Here is a 23,130-nt window from a genome sequence, read left to right on the forward strand (position 1 = left end):
TATTTTTAAGAATTAAGCTCTGCGCTACACCACGCCCGTAACAAGAAAAAGGCCGCAAGAATGCGGCCTTTTCCTTACATCATTCGCTTGTGAATGCCGGCATATCCATAATCCCTGCAAACGAGCTATAAAGTCAGTTCAACCACATGCTCCAATTGGTCGTCCTCCAGCGTGATAAACGGGATTTCGCCCATAAGATTCATGCTGAGCTCGGTTTCTTTTCCGTCGATCCTCAACGTTGTGCAGCCGCCGGATTTGCGCGACGGATTGCGGACGATGATTCGGTACGCCGTATGTTTGTACGTATACGTAACGGTAAATTCCGGCCATTCCGCAGGGATGCAGGGCTGGATCAGAAGCTTTTCTCCCCTTCTCTTCAGTCCTATTATCCACTCGATTCCCGCTTGGTACATCCAGCCCGCGGCGCCGGTGTACCACGTCCAGCCCGCATGTCCGCGATGCGGCTGTTCCGTATAGACGTCGGCCGACATCGCGTAGGGCTCCCCGACGTAGGTGCGGGCGTCAAACGAGGACTTTGTGTGCGTGATCGGGTTGAACATATGGAACAGCTCGAAAGCCTTGTCCCCATCCCCGAGTATGCTCCACGCTACAATGCTCCAGATGACACCATGCGTATATTGACCTCCATTTTCCCGAATGCCCGGCGGATAAGCTTGGATATATCCCGGGCTAGGCTTGGTCTTGTCAAATGGAGGCGTCAAAATATGCGCGACGGCAAGATGTCTATCGACCAGCTCCCTGTCGAAGGAGTGCATCGCCTGAAGCGCGCGTTCCTTCGGCGCCATCCCGGATATAACCGACCAGGATTGGGCGATAGCGTCAATGCGGCATTCCGCATTGCGAACGGATCCGAGCCACTCTCCGGAGTCGGTGAACGCGCGGCGGTACCAATTTCCGTCCCAGGCTGCTTCCTGCATGTCTTTCGCAAGCTTGCTTCGCGCGCTCAGGTAACGTTCAGCGCGACTCGGCTCGCCATACCGCTCGCAGATTCCGGCAATGCCGCTCAGGACTTCGCCCAGGAACCAGCCCAGCCATACGCTCTCGCCGCGCCCAAGAGGACCGATATTGCTCATTCCGTCGTTCCAATCCCCAATTCCCATAAGCGGCAATCCGTGTTCGCCGAAGCGAAGCGCCCGATCAATCGCGCGGAAGCAGTGCTCGAGTATCGTCCCGTTCTCCTCCGACAGAACCGTCTCTTCGTAGCGTTCGTGCTCGTCTTCCTTCAGGAGCTCACTCTGCAGGAAAGGAGCCATTTCCGTTAAAATGCTCTCATCCTCCGTTTGCTCCACATACCGGACAACAGCATATGGCAGCCAAAGCAGATCATCCGAAAATCTCGTGCGGATACCCCGGTGCGTCTCTTCGTGCCACCAATGCTGTACATCCCCTTCGCGATACTGGTGCGAGGCATGGCGAATGATCTGCGCCCTTGTCATTTCCGGCCGGACATGCAGCATGGACAAAGAATCCTGAAGCTGATCCCGGAACCCGAAGGCGCCTCCCGCCTGATAGAACGCCGTACGAGCCCACATCCGGCAGGACAATGACTGATAGAGCAGCCAGTTGTTCAGCATGATATCCATTTCGGCCGAAGGCGTAGCAACTTGGATCGTGCCGTTTATGTCTTTCCAGAAGGCGCGCGCATCCTGATAAGCCTGTTCGCAGGCGTCCGCTTCGCTGTACTTTTGGGCCAGCTTAGTCGAGGAATCACGGGAATCGCCGCAGCCAAGCAGAATATAGACAACGCCCTCCTCGCCGGGTTCGAGCGATACGACGCCTTGAATTGCTCCGCAGGCATCATGTACAGGTCCCGTCTCTCCCGAAAGATGTGTTTTGCGCATTGCGGCCGGATCTTCCAAGTCACCGTCACGACCGATGAATGACAACCGGCTTCCCGTCCAGGATTGGCTGGCTTCTAATGTCCGCGGATGCATGGCAAGGAATGGCGTCGCCTTGCGGAACGTCTCCTGATAGGTGTTTCGTGCAAGCAGGACATGATGCTCCGGATCCCATTCCGTAACGATGTTCGAGGCGTTCTCTTCCCGATTCACACCGATAACCCACTCGGCGTAGTAGGTCACGGACAGTTTCCGTATGTCGCTCGTATCATTCGTCAAACGCAGCCGAATGATCTTAACGGGATCGTTCAGAGGGACAAACACCGTCATCTCATGCGACAGACCATGACTCTCGTGCTCGTAGCGCGAATAGCCTTGTCCGTGAGATACGGTATACACCGTCTTCGAGTCCAGCTTACGAGATGGCGTCAGGCCCCAATATTCGCCGCTCCCTTCATCCCGAATATAGACAGCTTCGCCAGGCGGATCCAGTGCGGGATCGTTGGACCAAGGCGTTAGCTTGCACTCTCGGCTGTTGCTCCACCAGGTTTGCCCGGTGTACAGCTCGGAAGCCAAGAAGCCGAAATTCTCGTTTGCAACCACGTTGATCCAAGGAGCGGGCAGATGCTGCCCGTTGCGAAGCACAATCCGGTACTCGCTTCCATCCGCCGAGAATCCACCGTATCCGTTGAAGAACAGACCCGTGCCCTCGTCCCGCGAAGGCTTGTCGGAATAAAGGTTCGTCGGCGCAATGGGCACCAGTTCGGGTAATTGCTCGCTCCCGGACTCGCGAGGCAGGAGCTGTGCTCTTAGACTTGCTCCTTCCGCATGCAGCAGCAGCCGCGCCGCGGCGAACAAGAGGAACTTGTCCTCATCCGACTGCTCGGATGCCGCGACGATATGAACGCCGGCGCCATTGTTAACGTTATGCACGTTCTGCTCGATCATCCGCAGCAGCGCTTCGCGAAGCTCCTGCTGATAACCGCCAGAGGACTCGTTCCAAATCACGAGATCAAAGCTAAGCCCTTTCCGGCGCAAATATTCGTAGCCGACAAGGAGTTTATTCATGAATGGCAGGCTTGACGTCTCTGAGACGCTTACCAACGCGATCGGCCTGTCGCCGGAGACGCCATGCGCCCATAAGCCCGGCTGCCCTTTCCTATTCGCGGAGATGCTTGTTTCCTGCTCTGGCCGAAGCGGCGATGCGAACAGGATCCGTCCGGCCAGCAGCTGGTAAGCGGACGCATCCTGCTCGCTGATGCGTAAATGCTGCAGATCGATTTGGCTTCGCGTCCATGCCATCTGGAAGGTTCGTTCCGCCTGCTCGGCGGACGACAGCTGCGAAATGATTTCAAGCGCCTGTTTTTTGCTCTCGGCTGCACCGGTCACGGCTGTCAGGCTGATCTGCTTGCCCGGCTCTACATGCACTCGCTTACGCATGATAAACGCCGGATCGGCAACGGCACCGAAGGTACCGCCTAGCCGGGCAGTCAGTCCGCGCGGATTGGCAAGCGTATGCCCTCTGCCGATAAACGCTGCGCGGTCAGTCTCGAATTCGGCTGCTCCTTGCTCCTCGTCAACCCGAAGCGTGTGAAAAGCCCAAAGGGGCGTCTCGTCATCATTACGCGGGCGTTTGCGGGCTAGCAGACATTGCGCCTCCGAAGCAAACTCCGTTTGAACGAAAAGCTTCGTAAAGGAGGGATGAGCCTTGTCCGCGTTGTGCGCCGCCATGGCTAGTTCCATGTACGTCGTTATTTCGATAATTAGGGCCTCCTGCGTCGTGTTGGTCAACGTCAGCCGGCGCACTTCCGCATTATGCTCGGTCGATACGGTCACCTCCAGCTTCGTCTGCAGCCCGTCATCCTCGCGGAGGAACGTCGTCCGCTCCTTACGAAACTGCACGCTCACCCGCTCCGCCTTCTTGCGGCATGGCAAGTAAGTTGGGGACCAACTGACATTCTTCTCCACGTCCCGAACATAGATGAAGCTGCCCCAAGGATCCATCACCGGATCTTCCCGCCAGCGCGTCAAATCCAGCCCGTTATACCGGATGAAGCCGCTGCCCGTTTCCGTCAGGACTGTCGTCAGCGAACCGTTCCCATGAACGTTCGCCTCAGGCAAAGGCGCCGGCACCTCCGCGAATTCGCGCAGCGGGTCGTTCTGCTGCAACTTGGTTACGCCGCCGCTACGCGACCTGCCCGGCAATTCCCGATTGAGGAGCGCCGTCTTCTGCGGAATCCGCTCGATCAGCAGCAGCTCGGCGGCCTGAACGCGTTTATCGGCATGAAAGTAGTTGATCATGCAAGACGGCACCAGCATGTTGGCAAGCGTAAGCAGGCTCATGCCTTGGTGATGCGCCATGAAACTGCGGATAATCTTGTGGCTCTCCCCCTGCGGCATACGGTGAGCGGTGAAGTCGATGGCCTCGTAATAGCCGTATTCTCCTCGCATGCCGAGCTGATCCAAGCGCTCCAAGTTTTGCAGTCCTTCGCGCAGCGCGAACGGAAGCGCCATGATCGTGGCATACGGCGCTATGACCGTGTCTTCCTCAAGCCCGCGCTTGAATCCTAGCCCCGGCACGCCAAATGCGCGATATTGGTAATTCAGCTGATAGTCGTACGCATAATAGCCTGATTCCGAAATGCCAAAGGGCACGCTTCGTCCCGTGGCGTACGCGATCTGACGCTGCACGACGCCGCGGTAGGTACTGTCCCATACCGTACCCGGATATGTTCGCATGATCAGCCAAGGCATCATGTATTCAAACATCGTGCCGGACCAAGAAATCAGCGTCGCGTGCCCGCCCTGCAGCTTGGCCGTGCGGCCAAGCGCCAGCCAGTGGGAGACCGAAATTTGACCGAGCGCAATGGCAACGAAGCTTGTTTGCCGTGCTTCCGATGCGAGCAAATCGTAGAGAATCGTTTCCTTTTGACCCGAATCGGCATGGTAGCCGAGCACGAACAGCCTAGCCTTGTCGTCGTAGAGCTGCCCGAAATCTGTCGAGACGATCAGTCGTTCCAAACGGTCGACAAGTTCATAACCATTGACGATCCAACCGGTCGTTGCATGCGACGGCTCATCTGGCTTGACAGGCGGGGTAGCTTGTCGCGCGCCGTAGATTTCCTCCGGATGAGTGCGGTCCAGTTCGACGGCAAACTCCGTGCCGACGGCCGCTAATTGAGCTTGCCCGCGCCGACGGGAACCTTTGCCCCACCCGTCCTTCTGAAGCCAGCGAATCAGCCCCTGCTTAACCGTCATCAGGCTGGCCACGAAATTGCCGGAATCCACCGTCGAGACATAGGCCGGACGAAGCAGCTCCAGCGTTGAGGTGTCGTACCAATTGTACAAATGGCCGTTCCACTTCTCCATCCGCTCGATCACGCCTACTGTACGCTCAAGCCGTTCCACGAGCATCGGCGTTGTGATGAAATCCAGCTCTCTCGCGGCCAAGGCTGCCGTTAGCAGGAACCCGATATTGGTAGGCGATGTTCTGTGCGCAACGCCGTTCGCAGGTTCGATCTGCACGTTGTCCGGCGGAAGAAAGTGATCCTCTTTCCCCGCAAAGTCCTCGTAGAACTGCCAAATCTCCTTCGCCAAGATGCGCATCCGCTCCGCGTCACCGGCTTCAAGCGGCGGCTCCGGCTTGAGAACGGGTTGATCAAGCCAGCGTACCGCAACCGGGGCAAGCACCCAGAAGAGACAAAGGGCCAGCCCAAACCACAGAAGAGCACTGATCGGCTGCAGGACAACCACGGCCGCGAACAGCAGGATCAGGAAGAAGCCCCCTCTGCCGCCAAGAATCATCATGCGGCGCTGCGCTTGAGCTTGGCTGCGTTCCGTCTGCGAGAAGCTGGTCCATTCCAGCATCCTGCGCTTGCTAATGGCCATGCGGTAAAGCGTCTTGACGATGGCGTCCAGCAACACGGCTGTCTGAAACGGAAGCGTCCAGAATCCGATGCCCGCCATTACCAGTGTCGACAACATGTGCTTTGGTTGCGTTCCCGCCGAATTCATAATGGCAAGCTGCCTGATCAAGGGCAGCAGCAGAGTAAGGAACAAGAATGCAAGCCAGCGCGCCGGGTAACCGGGCAATATGGTCACGGCCAGCGCGAACAGCACGAACATCGCAATAGGCAGTAAGCTCCGCCGCAGGTTGTCGATGATCTGCCACCTTGTGAGCAGAGACAGATCAATCGGCCGCAGATCTCCCCGCCGGTCGCACAGACTGGTACGGAGCCAGCACAGGAGCTGCCAATCCCCTCGAACCCATCGATGCATCCGTTTTTGGAAAGATAGAAAGGTGGACGGATGCTCTTCGATTAACTCAATGTCGGACACGAGCGCCGCCCGCAGAAATCCGCCTTCGAGCAAATCATGGCTAAGCACGGTATTGTCCGGAATGCGCTCGCCAAGCAATTGTGCGAAAACGTTGACGTCGAAAATCCCTTTCCCCGTAAAGATGCCGGTACCGAACGCGTCTTGGTACGGATCGGAGACCGCAAAAGCATAAGGATCGATGCCCGGATCGGACCAGAAATGAGCCAGCCGAGAGCGCATGGCCGATTCGTGGCTGGTGCCGATACGGGGCTGCAGGACGCCGTATCCTTCCACTACCCGAGAACCCGCCTTGTTTAAGCGAGGCCGGTTGTAGGGAAAATGCAGCGTGCCGATCAGCCGCTGCGCGCTTCCGATCGGAAGCTGGGTGTCGGCATCCAAAGTGATGATGTAGCGAATATCGGGCAGGACCTTACGGTCGCCATGCGTTACCGTATAGCTGGTTTCTCCGCTGCCGCGCAACAAATTCACGAACTCGACCAGCTTACCCCTTTTTCGTTCCCAGCCCATGAACACGCCTTCGCCGGAGTTCCACTGTCTGGATCGTTGGTAGTAATGAAAGGTTGTGCCACTGTCTCTGTACATGCGGTTCAAGCGGTCGATACGGGCTTTGACCGCGGCGATAAGCAATTCGTCCGACGGAAGGCTTTCTTCTCTCGCATCGGCGAAATCGCCGAGCAACGCGTAATGAATATTCGGGTCCCGATTGCCTAGATAGTGGATCTCGAGCCGATCGGCAAGCTCCTCCACTTCTTGGACCGTCGACCATATAGCCGGTATGACAACCATTGTCGCAGCTTCCGCCTCAATCCCGCTCGAATAGTCGAACCGCAGCAGCGGCTTGACCCGACAGATTCGCTCAATCCCAAAGTTTAGGCCAGTCATCACCCACTCGCTTATGGGGAACAGAAGAGCAAGAATGACCGCCGCAAGGCCTGCGGTCGATAGGGAATTCCAATCGATGACCCAAGCTGCCGCGGCGACCAGCAGCAGCATGAACAGCGCCAGCCAAGAGGAGAAATAGTTCGTGGGCGCGCTTCTGACTAAGCCCTTAAGCGGCATCGTCCGCGGCTGGCTGCACTTTTTCAACGCTTGAATCAAGCGGGTTACGCCTGCCGGCTCAAATACGTAATAGGCAGCAAATGCTTGACGGCCTAGCTCTTCTTGCGGCTGCTCTTCTCCCGTAGCTTTGTTCTCTATCCGTAACGGATTCGCGGAGCCGTGTTCATAAGCATCCTTCGCAAGCGCGAGCGATTGGGCAGCAACGAGACTCTCCGGTACTCGCAGGCGTCTGGCAATATCCGCGATCCGATTTAAGATCCCATTCCTGCTGGATGTATCCAGGCGGGGGTATAGTCCCGTCACATCCTCGCGCATGGTGCGGTCGAGCAGACTGATCTCCTCGAACAGCTCCTCCCAGTTCCTGCGTTCGTTGCTGCGCAGGCTCGTAATGAGGTTGCCTGCTTTTACCTGATAGACAACTTGGAGCTTGGCTTCGTACGTGACAATTCGGTCAAGATCATCCGAGCCGTTCTCGTATGTGCAAACGAGCCATTCGCGTACGGCATCCGAATCGCCCGACCATTCCCGCAGATGGCTAATAAGATGCGCGGCCCATGGACCGGACAACGGCTGGATCTGACCCGCTTGCTCAAGTAGCGTGCCAATCGTTTCGGCGTTTAGTCTGGCCGGTTCTATCTGCTTTAACAGCTGCTGCACCTGACTGCATACTTCCCGCCTTTCCCGGACCAATGCCATGGTTTCTGCGATCTTTCCAATAAGCGATACCTTGAGCATGACCGGAATCAACCGGGTCTCGGCCAGCGTTAGTGCGGATATTTCCTGATATGCGTTAAGGAAAGCCAGCAGCGTTCGCTCGTCAAGAATACCGTCCACTTGTTCCAAATATTCCAAACAAAGCGCGTGGATACGCAATCGTTCTTCTCCACGCAGTCGAGGCACATGGATAAGCGCTGACTCCGACAGATGCAGCTTCACGTTCAGTACTTGTTCCTCGATGAACTCCGCATTGTCTAACAGCCATTCCTCGGCTTGCTGACCGCAGCCGACTGGCGCGTCCTGCAGTAAACCGACGAGAGCTCGGATACTGGATGTGTCGGTTTCTATTTGTCTTTTTATATAACCTGACCGGCCGGCAGCGGACTTGATCTGTTGCTGGAGCGCTAGCTCGTGCGCGCGCTCTCTGAGTTGTTCAGTTGTGGTAGGCATGAATGGTTCCTCCGGAAGAAATAGGTTAGAATTTAGCAAACGTACTTTTCGTCCGGTTCTTTCAGAAAGCTTGGACCATCTAATCATTGCCATTTTAGAGGGCTTTTATATATGATTCCTTTCAACTTATTCCCGAACGACAAAAAACCAGATGCCTTTTAGAGCCGGCATCTGGTAGTTTTCAAGCCTGAAAATACTATTCTAAGACACTTTTACTCTCCGTATTGCTCCTCCACGATCTCAGCAAGCTTCGCCTGTTCCAGATAATGCCGCGGCGCTTGGAAGGTTACGGTGACGACGCCCGGATGGCGGGCGATCTCAATCGAGCCGGCAATCGTGGCACGGTTCATGATTTCAGGCACCGTTACGTTGAACAGCTTGGCAGCGCGGGATAGACCGTTATCGGTTGCCGCATTCAAATTCGGACCCGAGCCCACGACTGACAGCGGTAAGGAGGCTTCAACTTCCTTCATGCCCCACTGGGCAGCAAGCACAGCAGCCGAACGCTTCTCGGAGGTGGAAAGAGGCTTGGCCGTGTACGGCAGATCCTCTTCGTTCGGCAGCAGAATTGGCCCCTCGAGCTGAGCGTTCTTCAGCACCTTGACCTGAAGATGTACGATTGCGGAGACGTCTGCCGTATGGCCGGCAATTTCACCGTCACCCTGCATCGCATGAACGTCGCCTAAGTAAACGCCGCCGCCGGGTACCTTGACCGGGCATATCAATGTAGCGCCAGCGCGAACGCGGCTGTTATCCAGGTGACCATCCGTGCGGTGCTCGTCCAGCTCTTCCTGGGTTACCGCATACGCGTGTGGTGCCCCGATCAGAAATGAGCCGAAATCGCCGGCATTGTGCGAGTCCGGTATCGCTTTGGATGGCGTAGTACCCAATTGGCCGATAAATGGCCGCATACGCGAGACAACGCCGACTAGATCATGCGGCGCAAACGTGACGATCGGGTTCTGGATGGATCCTTCAGGTATTTGCATATAATGATGCCCGCCCCGGGCGATTTTCTCGGCGGCTTCCTTAGGGACCGTGACGCCAACCTGCCCTTGATCGTCGAAAGTCATCGTATAGGCATTCGTGAAGTGGAAAGGCGTAATATCGGCGCCGCAGAATGCGCATCGGACCGCTTCTTGTCCAATGCCTTCTATGACGCTGTCGGGATTCAAAGTGCCGCAGGAAGGACATTTTCCCGCTACGAATGGATCCCCAAGGAAGCGGCCTTCAATCGGCTTGTCGTTCCCCGAAGCTGTGGCGATCGAGGTGACTTGGATCGATTTAATTTTGATGACGATTGCGTCGCCCACTTCCGCGCCTTCCACGAATATCGGGGTCGTTACCTCATGACCGCCTTTAAGTCCGGGCGTAATCATCGGCCCCCAGCATCCTGGCGCCGTATTGGCAACGATGTATCCGCCGTCTCTCACGGGACCTAACATCGGTTTTGCCGGATCCAATACGCCATCTGTGTAGGTATTCACGAACAAAGTGTCTACGGCTTTCTTCATTGGCTTTATGTCTCCCCTATCTATTAAAAGATTGGTTTAGCCTATTGATGACGGAAGAAATGGTTGCGCTTTCATCTTTCCTCCGTGAGCTCATTTTAATCGGACCGGCGACGGGATACAAGACACATTTATTGGAGACCTGCGTTTACTGCAAATCTACTTATTACTATTCCTTTCACGAGTAAGCTATTCCCGAGCATCTGACGTTTACGCCGCAATGATGCGAAAATTTCTGCATAAATGCTGAGGAAAAACAGAACAATATAACCTGTAATTATTACCTGCTATTTTGATTTGGGTACAAAAAGTTGAAGTTAAAGGAAGTATTTCGCATGAATGCAATCCCTAAACAGGGGGAGGAATTTAGGGAATCCTCTGATTTTCGTTTAACTGTAAAATAAGAGAATTTAAGGAAATTATACAGATGAATATCTCCGCATTCTAAAAAAACAATTCGAACACAACAAAATTGGAATGAAGAAGACTGGATGCGCAAATATCCCCTAATGAAGGTCGGTATGAACGTTCAGGTCAATCTCACGGAAACCGGAACTACACGGTAGATTAGCATCTGGGCAACTAATTGAAAGTTTCGAAAATAAAAAGGGAGTTGCCATGAGGCAGCTCCCGAATATAATTTTGTCATTTACGTTTATATTTATAAATTTTTACAAATCATGCAGCTCTTGTTTGTTAGATTAAATAATCGATATTAATCAGAAATACAGCCACGCCGATAAGGAATAATAAGATAGGCATCGTCATCTGCTTCATACTGTCATTAATTCTCAGATGCGTGAAGATGGCCCCAAGCATCGTAACAATAATAATTAAACTGCCCCAGGCGGCTAATGTTTCATTCCAAATGCCCGCAATAACCAATATCGCGGAAATGACTTCTATAATTCCTGTCAGAATTCTAAACCAGCCGGGATATCCATAATGCTGGAAACCTTCAACCATTTGTTGTGACCGAAATTTCATAAACCCGAACATAAGGAAGCCTAAACCTAAAATAGCCTGAAGAATAATGGACGAAATTTGCATGACTTTCTCTCCCTTGTTTCTCTCCGTAAATATATTAATTACTCTTGTTCTTACTTATTGCCGTCCCATTTGGCGACCTCTTCGCGAACTCGCGGAGCTACTTCCTTGCCTAACAGCTCTATCGCCTTCAATACATCCTCATGCGGCATCGTACCAACGGGCAAATGCAGGAAGAATCGCGTAAATCCTAAGTGCTTGCTCATGAAAATAATTTTATTGGCTACCGTTTCGGAGTCTCCGACATACAATGCGCCCTCCAAGGTGCGGCTGTCATCGAATTGTGAACGGGTATATTGGCCCCAACCGCGCTCTCTCGCAAAATAATTAAACGAGGCTTGGGTAGACGGAAAATACTTCTCGACCGCAAGCGAATTGCTTTCGCCAACATAGCCAAGTGAATGCACGGCTATTTTTAATTTTGATACATCATGTCCCGCAAGTGCCGCAGCCTTTTTATAAAGTGGTACGAGCGGTGCGAATCGCAATGGGCTCCCGCCAATAATCGCCAGGACAAGCGGCAATCCAAGTTCACCGGCCCGGATAACCGACTCCGGACTTCCTCCGCTGCCAATCCATACGGGCAAACGGCTTTGCACAGGACGAGGGTATACGCCGAGGTTCGTAAAGGCTGGTCGGAACCCTCCTTTCCAAGTCACTTTCTCTGATTCCCTCAACTTTAACAAGAGCTCTAATTTCTCTTCATAAAGCTGGTCATAATCTTTTAAATCATAACCAAACAGCGGGAACGCATCAACCATAGAGCCTCGACCCGCGATAATCTCAGCTCGTCCGTTCGATAAACCATCAAGCGTGGCAAATTGCTGGAATAAGCGGACAGGATCTGCAGCAGAAAGTACGGTTACCGAGCTCGTCAAACGGATCCTTTTAGTCATTGGCGCCGCTGCCGCTAAAATGACGGCGGTAGCAGAATCCCCAAATTCCTTGCGATGATGCTCTCCGACCCCAAATATATCTAGCCCTACCTGATCCGCAAGAACAATTTCCTCTACAACCTGACGCAATCGCTCAGCATGACTGATCACTTCTCCCGTGTGAGCATCCGGAGTCGTTTCGACAAAAGTATCAACACCTATTTCCATGATTAAGTCCTCCTTGTTAGTAACATTATCTAGTAGAAATTATTTTCTTTTAGGATCGGATTCCTCAGTAGTTGCAGGACCTTCACGATTTTTAATTCCATAACCAATTTTCTTCAACACGCGTATAAGCTCGAGCTTCTCTTCTCCCGTAGCAAAGGATAAATTGTCAGAGATCAATCGAGCATGGTTGGGGAAGATGTTATCAAAATAGCTCCTCCCCTCACTCGTTAACGTAACATTAGTTTTTCGACGGTCACCTGGGATAGGAAGCCGTTCCACGAGCCCCTTCTTCTCAAGCTTATCTACAACGTAGGTGATACTTCCGCTTGGTATTGAGAAAGTGTCGCTAATTTTCTGAATAGGCTGTGGCCCTTTATGATAGAGAAGCTCCAAAATTTGAAAGGTTTCTATACTGAGGCCGTAGGTGTCAATGTCCTGCTCCAAGCTCGTATATAATTCTTTCACCATGTTTCTTAGTACTCGTATCAGCTTTAAATCAAGCTCCATTCCATCGGCATCACGATCTGTCAACAACCCTCAACCTCCTATCTACTTTATCTATTTAAAAATAATATCCTAGTACTAGTTATTCTAATTATAGGATATTAATATGTCAACCTATAAAATGAGCCGGCGAAAAATTTCGCCGGCTCTCTTCTACATTTTAACCTCTATCTATTAAATAACGGTTGCTGATATCCATGAGCTGTTTCTGTCATTCTGGAATCATTCAACTGCTGAATCTTAGGCATCTAACTAAAATGAGCTCATTATTCTTGTTCGTCATCTGAATCTGTTCTTCTTGCCGGTAGCCTAAGGCCATCATAACAGCACTTTGAAAGTTTCCGTTCTCCAGCAGGTCTTCATCTGCCAGCTTGCGATCAACTTCCACATAATCAAATCCCTCAATTGGGCATGAATCAATGCCGATTAACGCTGCAGCTGTCATCATATTGCCTAATGCAATATAGGCTTGCAATGAAATTCAACGCTTATTTCCAGACATTACACATGCTACATTGACCAAACAGCTGCGAATACTGGAGGATTACGGCATTGTAGAGCGAACCGTCTATTCCCAAATACCGCCAAAGGTTGAATATGCATTGAGCGATATCGGCTTGCAGCTCAAACCCATTCTAGACTCCGTCATGTTGTGGGGAGAGGAATACAAAAAGCACCAAAACCAATCGGCGTCAGCCTCCTCAGCAAAATAACCAAATCAAGAATGCCTTGGGAAACTTCAAACAGGCAACCATTTTGGCGGTTGCCTGTTTGAAATAATAACTACTATTATTTTTTAGATGCTAACCAAACAGCTAGCGCATCTAATTGTTCCTCACTTAATCGTTTTTCAAAGGAAGGCATCCCGCCTTCACCTTTACTAAGGATACGTAATAGTCGTCAATAGCCATTAGCACAATGGCTCGAGTCCTCTTCATAATCATTCATATCCCCTTTTATTTATACCCCTGTTCATACGCATACCTTGCTAATTGAACGCGGTTATCCATATGCAGCTTTTGTAATATATTTTTCAAGTGATTCTTAACGGTATGTTCGGAAATGCTCAAATTATCTGCGATCTCACGATTGGAAGCTCCACGGGCAACCCAGCGTAATATTTCTTGTTCTCTTGGCGTTAATGGATCGCTGAATACTCTGGGAGTATCCTTGTGGGCGAATTCTTGCAGAATACGCAGCGCTAGTTCTTTGGATAACGGTGCTTCGTCAAAAATGACTGCTATTAAATACTCATGCCAAGCTCCGGGATATAAATTTTTGAGCAAATAGCCCTGCGCCCCTTTTTTTAAGGCTTCGAATAAATGCGTGATATCATCTGATACCGTAACCATAACAATCTTAACGTAGGGAAAACGAGACTTAATGGCCTTCGTAGCATCTAACCCATCCATACCTTTCATGTTAATATCCATTAGAATTAAATCCGGCATCCATATGTCTGTGAGTTGAATAGCTTCCACGCCGTTCTCCGCCTCCCCAACTAACTCAAAGATGGGATTTGAACTTAAAATGACCTTCATTCCCTCACGTGCATGACTGTGATCATCTACTATTAATACACGTATTGGCTGCGTCATTGTTCTTGATGAACCTCCACTCTTCTAATCAATCAACTCTACTCATTACAACTTATATAACTATCATTGTGCCCGACTTTGAAGAGCTTCACATGACTCGATAGAGCTAAAGCAGGTCCGATAATTTGAACATAATTTGAATCTTATGAATTGTTCAGTTCCAGTTTACGGTGAGTGCTTCTATTGTTCAAAGGTCTGTAACATCCCTCCATTTATATAGCCCTATTGAGTTATTCTTGTTTTTTGATTTGTTTCGCATAATGATTATGCAGGTACGCAAGGACAAGGAAGTGATTAACTATTTGTTAAAATCCGAAACATAAATTCTCATTGTTGCTCGTGATAACTACGCATCCAAGCAATCATAAGACGCTACAAGGCTAGGAGAACTAACGATTTAATGACCAGAGACAGGAAATTAATTAAGCTTTCTCATCTGATTATTGAACCATCCGCGCATAGAATTCTTGCGGACCGTAAACCTGTTCATTTCTCGCTGAAGGAATATGAATTGCTCTCATACATGGCTAGTAATCCCAATGTTGTATTAATGAAGGAGCAGTTATTTCATGTGGTGTGGAAGGAGGAGCAGTTTCACGCAACATGATTCAAACCATATGGGGTATCGGATATATTCTGCGTGACCCCGTATAATACCAACTAGCGATAGGGGCAATCGAAATGCTGTATTGGTTTATTTTAGGAGGACTATTTCTATGCGGTGGCGCTTACGTCATGTTAAATGGCGCTAAGCTTGTACGAGAGGATAATGAAATGCAAGACAAATTAGTCGAAGCAAATAGACGGATGCAACAAGAGTAGAATTTTATTGACCGTCAAACATTCAATAGATGAGATAAAATGAATAGGACGCTTCTGGTATTAGACCAGAAGCGTCCTACTTAACAATCGTTACCGTTCATTTTATAGCGTTACGAAGTCGGTAAACACCGTGCTTACTTATAAAAATAATTGTACAAGCGATGCATCAACACGGCCGTTTCCGCCCGCGTCGTCCAAGCATTTGGATTAATGCTCTGATTCGCGCCGGTTACCAAACCCGCATGAATCAGTCCGGCAACGCTGTCCTTGGCATAACCGGCGATGCTGCCGGCATCCGTGAAGCCGCTTAAAGGTTCCGCAGGCGCAGGTACGGCTTTCTTCACATATGAGAGCGCTTTGGCGATCAGTACCATCATATCCTGCCTCGAAATGGCATCGTTTGGACGGAACAGATTGTCGCCAGTGCCGGTGGCGATGCCCATGCCGCGCAAAACAGCTACCGCTTCGGCATAATAGGCGTTATCCGACACATCCGAAAACGCCTCGCCCTTCGCCCCCTGCAGGCCCATCGTTCTGACGAGCAGCAACGCAAAATCCGCACGGCTCACGGAAGCCCCCGGCCGATATTCGGTCGCGGAAACGCCGCTTACGATCCCTTTGGAAGCCATCACCTCAATGGCCGAATTGGCCCAAGCGAATTTGCCCAGGTCATCGAACGTCTTTTGCACAAATACGACGGCAAATTTGCCGAAATGCGTGGCCTGGAGCAACACAGACCCTGTCGCCGCATCGTATCGGCCGCTTGGTACCGCGATCGCGTTTCCTTGCCCGTCAATAGACCAGACCGTAATATGCTCGGGATTTGCCTTTTCCTCCGCTGTCGGACTATAAGGGATGCTGATCGTTGCCGGCGCGTTCGGATTGCTCCATGAAATCTCCTGTCCGCCGCTGCGAACGCTCAAATCGATAACGGGACGATCGCCGATTTTGGCGCGCAGTTTTTCGTCCAACCCTCCGATGTTGGCTTCCTGGATGAGAAATTCGATATCGCCCGAAGACAGCTTGCCGCCCAAGAACATGTTGCTTGGCACCGTTACCGTGCTGAGCGGCGTGGAAATTTCGATTTGCACGACCTCGGCGGAAGCACTAAATGCCACAGCAGGCAGTTCCAACGCGTGAGAGGTGCTGTCTGGCACCGCGGTTAATGCCAATTGAATCTTTTTGAGTCCCCCGCCCGCTGCCGTCGCCTTGGCGACAGCCTTCAACCAGGTCGATTCGTCGATTTTCCATGCGACCCGGCCCGTTGAGCCGTCGACTTTTGGCGTCGGCTTGATCACGATTTTGCCGCCTTCTTCGGTAATGACGGCAGGCGTATCACCTCCGGAGCCTCCATTGCTTCCCGGATTGGTGCCCGGGCCCGGATCGTTCGGCGCAGCAACCACCTTCAAGCTCGCAATCGCGTTCGCGTCGTGATCGGCGACGTTCATTGCGCTGTCCACGGTTTTTACTTTTTTCAGCTCGACCGTTCCGCTTCCCAATGCCGTTGCCTCAAATACCATTTCAGCCAGCACGACCGTTCCGGACTCTCCGGATATCGGTCCGACTTTCGTAAACGCCAATACAATTTGGCTGCCTTTTACGGCAGGCGCAACGGCATAGTCGAATCGGTCGCTGGATGCGCTTTTGAATCGCAAATGATCGGTGTCGAACGTTGCTTGAAGCTCCGTCGCGTACACATCGGACAGCTCCTGGCCGATCACTTGAACTCTCACTTCACGGCCGGTGACCGGCTCATTGTTCGAAACGGAAAGCGTGTACGACGGAGCGGCGTAAGCGACATCAGCCGCAAAGGAAAACCCGCCTAATAGAATCGAGCTGGTTAGCAGTAGACTTAAGCAGACGAATTGGATCTTTCTCAGCGCAGATCTCCTTTTTGTATGTATCATTCGCCAACATCCTTTCCAAATGGATAGGGGAGGAAGGCGCATAAGCGCCTCCTCCCGAACTAATTTGCCTATCGTTAAATGATGGACCAGATTCGTTTACTGCGGATTTCCCATGATGCGGTAAGCGACCGCCGCCAGATCCTGCACCCCGATCGGACGCGGCGTTGTAATGCCGAGCGCCTTGTACAGCGGCCAGTTGACGTCCGCGTTGCTCTGCCCGTAATATCTTCCGATGACCGCCAAATCTCCGATGGTCAACGCGCTTGCTCCGGACAGCGTTTTTAACGATCCGTCGAATTCGGATATTGCAGCCGTTAACTGCGTTACCGCTTCTTCAATTCCTGCCTGGGACAGGGTTGGATCGGCTAGTGAGGCGTTGGCTGCAGCAAGCTTCGTTTGCAGCAATGCTTTCGATCCGGACGCATATTGTCCAAGGAACGAACCTTCTATCGCAGCGGTCAAACGGCTGTCGGCCGTGGCAATGGCCGCTCTCAGAGCCGTCTTGTCGGTAACCTCGATCGTGACATTATGGCTGGTCGAGCTTACCGGCGTTTCTGTGACGCCGTCCGAGATGATTACGTTTTCGACCGTGATGGCGTTAAGCTCAACAGTCGCATCGGCGGTTTTGGCCTTGAAGCTCAGCTCGAGCAGTTTATCGGTATTGGAAATGGCCTGGCCCGCGCCTGCCGCAAGGAATCGGATGTTGGCTTCGCCGCCCGAAGTGCCTGCCTGGTCAAGCACGATCGAGAACCCGTCTACCAGAGAGATCCCCGACACGTATTCCACCTTCGCAGGGTCGTAACGAACGGTCAGATCGATTGCATAAACGTCCGACGTCAAGTTGTTCAAGCCAAAGTTTAATTTGAATGCTTCCCCGGATACAACGGAAGCCGGTCCGCTCAGCAGCGCGCCTTCTTGACCGCTGATTGTAATCAGCGCGCTGCCGCTCAAGCTGGAGCCGACGGCTTTCGCCGTTACTTTCACGACGCCGTTCTTTTTGGCCGACAGCAATCCCGTCTCGCTGATGATCGCCGCAGTGGTCTCCGAACCGTCCTCTGCGGTTACCGACCAAACGACGGGCACTCTTGCGAGCATTTGCAGCGTGCCGTCTTTCGTCGCAATGGAGGTCGCGCCGGCTTCGCCGGAAATCTCCAGCTCCTCGGCCAGTTGAAGCGCTTTGAAGGCGCTGCGCAGCGCGTAATAGGAATTGTCCGCTGCTTCCTGCCCGATTCCGCTATTCGCAACGGCAGCTTGAGCCTCGCTTAAAGCGCTTGCAAAAGTGTTCCATGAATCGAGTGTATAAATCGTATCGTCCAGGTTGTTGACAGTCCCTATGAAGGAGGTCAGCAGCGTTTTGTCGACCGCTACCGGGGTAATAGGGTTCGCGGAACCGCCGCGACCGGCTTTGACTTCGTTAAAGTAAGCTTCTACTTTCGAAATTTCGTCAGCTGTCAGCACCCTGTCGTAGATCAGAATCTGTGCGACTCTGCCCATGAAGCGGTAAGGAGTTGCGGCCGCCATCGAGTAGCCTACGCCAAGATCAGATTTGTTCCCTGTAAGCGCCTTGGCATTGGTCCCAGGGGTACCGATGACGTTGTTATCTACGTAAACGGCTCTGTTGGTTCCGTCTAGCTGAGCACGAACGCTGACCAGGCCGTCCGTTGCCGTTGTCGCAATTTGCTGCCCGCCGCCCGATACGCTTCCATCCGCGTTACCAAAACGGATGTTAACTCGGTTTGTTCCCACGCCGAGATTAATGCCGCTCCAGCCGTCGTTGGCAGCCCATGTTTGGTAAGCCTCGTTTAATCCGAAATAGACAAGGCCATTTTGGTCGCTGGAGTTGTTGGCAGTGGTTGTTGGTCTAACAAGCGTGTATATCGTCATCTGCGTGCTGCCGTTATAATCTTTAAAGCCCGCAGCTTTCAGCGGTCTTGAGTTCGCGGCGAATTCCACATAGTCGTATACATCCTTCTTTAAAGCAGGGTTGCCGGTTGGTGTTCCAAGATTATCGCCGCCGCTGCCGGGAACGTTCGCCGGGACAAGCTTTGCCGGGACGCTTCCCATATTGGTCCATCCGGTTACGTTGCCGCTGCTATCTTTTTCCACGCCTTCATCGGCTTTTAGCCATAAATCAAGACCGTTTCTAGGAATATCGGCAGGCGTCTTGTCGCTCACCACAACGCGAGCGTGCGACTGACTCAATACTTCGCCGTCTGCCGCCAGTACGTAAATAATGTACGGACCAGGCAGCATTGGCGCTGTCATACCGAGCATGTCGCCGGAAGCTACGGTTTCATCGTCACCTCCGTCGAAATGTCCGCCGCTCGACGAGGATATCCATATCTTTTTAGTCGAGTCATCCAAATCGAGAGCAAATCTCACTTGCCCGCCAGGAGCTACCGATACATCCGCCGGGAGCAGCCTGTTGGCCACCGATACGGTCGTGGTAAAGTTGACGATGATGGAATTCGGCTCCGTCGGCGTGCTGGCGATCAAGGTCCAGCTTCCTTCGGTGGCGATTTTGTACCCGCTCATAACGGGATTGCCGCTCAGCGTATAGGTGTAGTCTTTGCTCAAAGTCAGTTCAAGAGGCCTTACCGCTGAAACTTCGTAATTTTCCCCATCCGTCACATTGATCGCCGACGCGTTCTGATCGACGTATACCGTATACTTGGAAGTGGCCGTATTTCTGCCGTCTCCGTATTGGATATAGAGTTTGTATTCACCCGCGGCAGACGGAGCTTTGATTGACTTTTCGTTGCCGGCAGCTTTAGTCATCTTATTGCCTTCGTTGAAGACCGTTGTGTTCGCAGGCGCGAGCCAGACCGTGTCCTCGGCATTTAGCAGACCTCTGCGGTTCAGCTTTTCGCCTTTACCCATGATGACGTTGGAAGCCAGCTCAAACTCGGTATCGGAAATGAGGCTTCTTGGGATCATATGGGCGTATTCGTTCGTAAGGCCCGAATTCAGAACGATTTCGTTGCCCTTAACCGGCCAAATGCGGGCTTCGCTTTTGTAATTGTCGTTAATAATCCTAGGAGCGCCATTCTGGTTGTTATTCCCGTCCACGTAGCCTTGGGCGGCAATCATATCACTCTTGCGCTTCCAGTTGTTAAATTCAAAAAGACGGCTTTGTCCTGCGGCATGGGAGAGCTTAGACTGCACGACGTTGCCAAGCATTTTGATGAACGTGCTGCCTTCGTCGGGATGGAATCCGTTTGTCCAGTTGTTGGAGGTTGTAGGTTTATCCGTTGGATTCGGGTTAAGGAAGTTGTAGTTCATCTCGGTGAAATTCGTCCAGTTGTCGGGATTCCAGTTGCTATTCTTGTCGGTGACGGGGTCGTTAGTCAAATTGTTGACGGTGTCCCACGTTCCTCCGCCCGGCAAATTGCCCGGATCGCCTTGGCGTCCCAGCGAGTAAATGGCTCCGGAGTCGTTTACTACCGTGCAAATTTCCTCTATCCGGTTATAGTTTATTTTGTTATTTCTCGAGGTTGTTGAAATGACTGGAGACCTTGCGATGCTCGTTTCGTGCGTACCATGGTAAGGGCCGCCGGTCTTGTTCGTACCTTGGGCCGTAAAGCCGAACCCGTCATACTCGTCCCAGCCCCAGCCGATGCTCATGGCGCCGTAAGTGGTGTCATAAATGTAGTTGTGCAGGACCTGCATGTTCGTTGTGTAGAAAGAGGCTAGCGCGTTGGCGCCAGGGAATCCGTAGCACGTTCTGTACAAAAAGTTATTGGTGATGTAAATATTCTCCGGTACGGCTTCCGTACCCGCCGCAAACTTTTCCTTATTAACGCCGGCCCAGTTCCTTATCGGCGTGCCAGAGACCGAAACGCTGGATTCCTGCTTAATCGGCTCATCGTTCTCATAGATATGCTGGGGATGTCCGATTACGATGCCGGAAGCGAGCGTATCCACGATATAGTTGCCCGTAACTTCGATATCCTTGACATCGTTTTCCACGTGAATGCCGTTAAAGCCGGCAAGCCCGATCTCGCCGTTCAGTACCTTAATGTTCCTCGCCGCGTTGATCATAACGACCGCAGGCGGTATGTCGTATCCTCGGTAGAATGTCTCATGCCAGTTGATGCTGCTCGGGAAGTAAACTTTGTTCACGATTGAGCCTTGTACGGATGCGTAGCCGCGGGAGCTGGTCGTTACCGGACCGGTTCCGTCGCTAAGGGTATAGGTGCCCGTCAATTCAAACAGTTTGTAGTCCGTATGGGCAAAAGTCAGCCCGTTAAAGGTTACGTTCTCGACGCGTCCGTCATCCGAGCCCTCAATAGGATTCAACCGGTCTCCTACCGGAATTCCTCTTATGTCGAGAACCGTCTCAAGCTTTGGAATGACGACGTCGGCGGTATTGATGTCCTCGCCAACAAGCGGGATGTAATAGAGCGTGCTTTCCGCCTGGTCGAAATAGAAATCTCCGCGTTTGTTGAAGAACTCGAAAGCATTGCGGATAACTTGATTGTTGCCTGGATTGTATTGCGTGTTATTACTCAAAGACTGCGATATCGCCCCATACGGCATCTGGAACCGGAGCATGATGCCGCCTGGTTTGTTGCTCGCTGCCGGCGCCTGTTCGATCGACGCGAAGGTGACGAAGGGTCTCGCCCATCTGGCGGTGGAGCCGCCCATGCTTTCGGCTTCGATGTTTTGGGGGTTTTTCGTTTCCGTCGTCAGACCTACGCTGGCATCAAATACGATACCCGCCCGGATATTGCTGCCGTTCTGCCACGCCCAAGGGTTATCTGCCGAAGTAAAGCTGACCGTGGGGGTTCCGGTAACGGTTCTGTTAGCCGAAACGATTTGCGGGCTAAGCGTCATGTTGGCGCGCTTATCGTTTACATAGATCGCTCGCAGCTTTTCGTTCCGGTTAAGAGTCGTTTTATACGCCTTTAAGCCACCCGTCTGGGTAAGGCCAACCGCTTCTGTCCATACGCCTTTTTCCAGCATTTCGCCACCGCTGATTACCGGCTTCGCACCCGGTGCCGCTTCATAACGAACCGTGCTGCTTGCGCTTCCGGAATCCTCCTTGCTAAAAGTCAAGGTTTCATCAAGCGAATAAAATCCATCCGCAATTTGAACGACGATATCGCCGCCGGTCTTAGGCAGCGTCCTTACGACTTCTTTTGCCTTGGCAACCGTTTTGTACGGCTTTTCTTTTGTTCCGTCACCCGTGTTATCATTGCCGCTAGCGGCCACATAGATCGTCGTACTTGGCGTACTGTCAGCCGAGACTACCGAATTTGAAAGTGGCAGCATGGAAAATACCATTACGAAAGTCATAAGCCAAATGAATGCTCTTTTTCTCACTTCCATAAACCTCCTTGGATGTAAGTAAAATAAACTACACATAACTGCATAAGCCTGAGCGGTAGAGTACATGCTTCCACTTTTTATTTATCAATAAATAAATGCATTTCGTTTATTGAACCATGACCCCTCCTCTTTCTTCGTGTTTACTTCAAAATAGCCCCCGCAGTCAAAGCATTTTCGATCTTCTCGTTGCCTACCAAATATACGATGATCATAGGCAGGCTCGACAGCAGCATGCTCGCGCCGATCAACCCCCAATCCGTCACTCCCACGTTGACAAAGAAACCTAGCAATCCCACGGTAAGCGGTCGGAACTGGTCCTTGGATGCAATAATAAAAGCTAGCGGGAATTCGTTCCATATCCGAATGAAGATAAGGACGCATTGCGTCACCAGCGCCGGCATCACGATTGGGAATATGATTCTTATATACGTTTGATAGACATTCGCTCCGTCTATGCATGCCGCTTCCTCGAGCTCCTTGGGCAACGAACGGAGAAAGGCATACAGCATCAGCACGCAGGAAGCGATGGCAAAGCCGGAATACGGCAAGATAAGACCTAAATAGCTATTCTTGATATGCAGAGCTTTAACCAGCTGGAATAACGGAATAACGACGACCTCGATCGGGACGATTAAACCCATCGATACATAGAACAGCATCGCGGAATTGAATTTCCACTCCATGCGGCTGAGACAATAAGCAAGCATGCTTCCCGCTGCCAACGTTAAGACAATGGTGCCTGCCGTATAGATCAAGCTGTTCTCGAAATACGTATAAAAATGATATTTGGACAACGCTTCGCTGAAGTTCAGCCAATCCAAGGAAGACGGTATGCCAAAAGGATTCTCGTAAGCTTCGCTTTTGGACTTTACCGACATCGTTAC

General features: G+C 51.9%; 11 protein-coding genes and 1 pseudogene. 2 read left to right on the forward strand and 10 right to left on the reverse strand.

The annotated features are described in order from the left end of the window. Positions 1-125: 125 nt before the first annotated feature. From M3194_RS21015 to M3194_RS21040, 6 genes and pseudogenes are all read right to left on the reverse strand, one after another. Positions 126-8,423, reverse strand: a complete 8,298-nt coding sequence (locus M3194_RS21015; RefSeq protein WP_251656044.1) for a glycoside hydrolase family 94 protein — start codon at positions 8,421-8,423, stop codon at positions 126-128. 212 nt (positions 8,424-8,635) lie between these two features. Beyond that, a complete protein-coding gene (locus M3194_RS21020) occupies positions 8,636-9,937 on the reverse strand; it encodes an acetamidase/formamidase family protein (RefSeq protein ID WP_251656045.1) in 1,302 nt (433 codons plus the stop codon). A 693-nt stretch (positions 9,938-10,630) separates the two neighbouring features. Beyond that, positions 10,631-10,984, reverse strand: coding sequence for a DoxX family protein (locus M3194_RS21025; protein WP_251656046.1), 354 nt, complete (start codon positions 10,982-10,984; stop codon positions 10,631-10,633). Between the two features lie 50 nt (positions 10,985-11,034). Beyond that, positions 11,035-12,084 carry an LLM class flavin-dependent oxidoreductase gene (locus M3194_RS21030; RefSeq protein ID WP_251656047.1) on the reverse strand — a complete coding sequence of 350 codons (1,050 nt, stop codon included), beginning with the start codon at positions 12,082-12,084 and terminating at the stop codon, positions 11,035-11,037. A 39-nt stretch (positions 12,085-12,123) separates the two neighbouring features. Next, entirely contained in the window at positions 12,124-12,615 is a 492-nt protein-coding gene (locus M3194_RS21035) for a MarR family winged helix-turn-helix transcriptional regulator (RefSeq protein WP_251656048.1), read from the reverse strand. Between the two features lie 199 nt (positions 12,616-12,814). Further along, positions 12,815-13,066: pseudogene (locus tag M3194_RS21040) on the reverse strand (nitroreductase family protein); the annotation flags it as partial. A 37-nt stretch (positions 13,067-13,103) separates the two neighbouring features. Between M3194_RS21040 and M3194_RS21045 the strand changes: the two are divergent. Next, positions 13,104-13,301 (forward strand): winged helix-turn-helix transcriptional regulator, encoded by a 198-nt coding sequence (locus M3194_RS21045; protein WP_251656049.1) that lies wholly within the window; start codon positions 13,104-13,106, stop codon positions 13,299-13,301. A gap of 243 nt (positions 13,302-13,544) precedes the next feature. Here the strand turns inward: M3194_RS21045 and M3194_RS21050 are convergent, their stop codons facing one another. After that, positions 13,545-14,186: a response regulator gene (locus tag M3194_RS21050; RefSeq protein ID WP_251656050.1), complete on the reverse strand. Its 642-nt coding sequence runs from the start codon at positions 14,184-14,186 to the stop codon at positions 13,545-13,547. Between the two features lie 400 nt (positions 14,187-14,586). On the opposite strand from M3194_RS21050, the gene M3194_RS21055 reads away from it, so the two are divergent. After that, positions 14,587-14,793, forward strand: coding sequence for a winged helix-turn-helix domain-containing protein (locus tag M3194_RS21055; protein ID WP_251656051.1), 207 nt, complete (start codon positions 14,587-14,589; stop codon positions 14,791-14,793). A 349-nt stretch (positions 14,794-15,142) separates the two neighbouring features. On the opposite strand, the gene M3194_RS21060 is transcribed toward M3194_RS21055, so the two are convergent. The 3 genes from M3194_RS21060 to M3194_RS21070 form a co-directional block, all read right to left on the reverse strand. After that, positions 15,143-16,915, reverse strand: a complete 1,773-nt coding sequence (locus M3194_RS21060; RefSeq protein WP_251656052.1) for an S-layer homology domain-containing protein — start codon at positions 16,913-16,915, stop codon at positions 15,143-15,145. A 96-nt stretch (positions 16,916-17,011) separates the two neighbouring features. Further along, positions 17,012-22,246, reverse strand: a complete 5,235-nt coding sequence (locus M3194_RS21065; protein ID WP_251656053.1) for a cohesin domain-containing protein — start codon at positions 22,244-22,246, stop codon at positions 17,012-17,014. 140 nt (positions 22,247-22,386) lie between these two features. Further along, the gene (locus M3194_RS21070; RefSeq protein ID WP_251656054.1) at positions 22,387-23,124 is read right to left on the reverse strand and encodes a carbohydrate ABC transporter permease; all 738 of its coding nucleotides are present in this window, start codon (positions 23,122-23,124) and stop codon (positions 22,387-22,389) included. Positions 23,125-23,130: the final 6 nt, after the last annotated feature.

Source organism: Paenibacillus glycanilyticus, from assembly GCF_023715145.1.
In the GTDB taxonomy this organism is placed as follows: domain Bacteria; phylum Bacillota; class Bacilli; order Paenibacillales; family Paenibacillaceae; genus Pristimantibacillus; species Pristimantibacillus glycanilyticus_A.

Bases quoted from the DNA above. Each gene is read 5' to 3' on its own strand.
- M3194_RS21020 (WP_251656045.1), bottom strand. From the start codon at position 9,937: ATGAAGAAAGCCGTAGACACTTTGTTCGTGAATACCTACACAGATGGC.
- M3194_RS21070 (WP_251656054.1), bottom strand. From the start codon at position 23,124: ATGTCGGTAAAGTCCAAAAGCGAAGCTTACGAGAATCCTTTTGGCATA.
- M3194_RS21055 (WP_251656051.1), top strand. From the start codon at position 14,587: ATGACCAGAGACAGGAAATTAATTAAGCTTTCTCATCTGATTATTGAA.
- M3194_RS21065 (WP_251656053.1), bottom strand. From the start codon at position 22,246: ATGGAAGTGAGAAAAAGAGCATTCATTTGGCTTATGACTTTCGTAATG.
- M3194_RS21060 (WP_251656052.1), bottom strand. From the start codon at position 16,915: ATGATACATACAAAAAGGAGATCTGCGCTGAGAAAGATCCAATTCGTC.
- M3194_RS21050 (WP_251656050.1), bottom strand. From the start codon at position 14,186: ATGACGCAGCCAATACGTGTATTAATAGTAGATGATCACAGTCATGCA.
- M3194_RS21030 (WP_251656047.1), bottom strand. From the start codon at position 12,084: ATGGAAATAGGTGTTGATACTTTTGTCGAAACGACTCCGGATGCTCAC.
- M3194_RS21015 (WP_251656044.1), bottom strand. From the start codon at position 8,423: ATGCCTACCACAACTGAACAACTCAGAGAGCGCGCGCACGAGCTAGCG.
- M3194_RS21025 (WP_251656046.1), bottom strand. From the start codon at position 10,984: ATGCAAATTTCGTCCATTATTCTTCAGGCTATTTTAGGTTTAGGCTTC.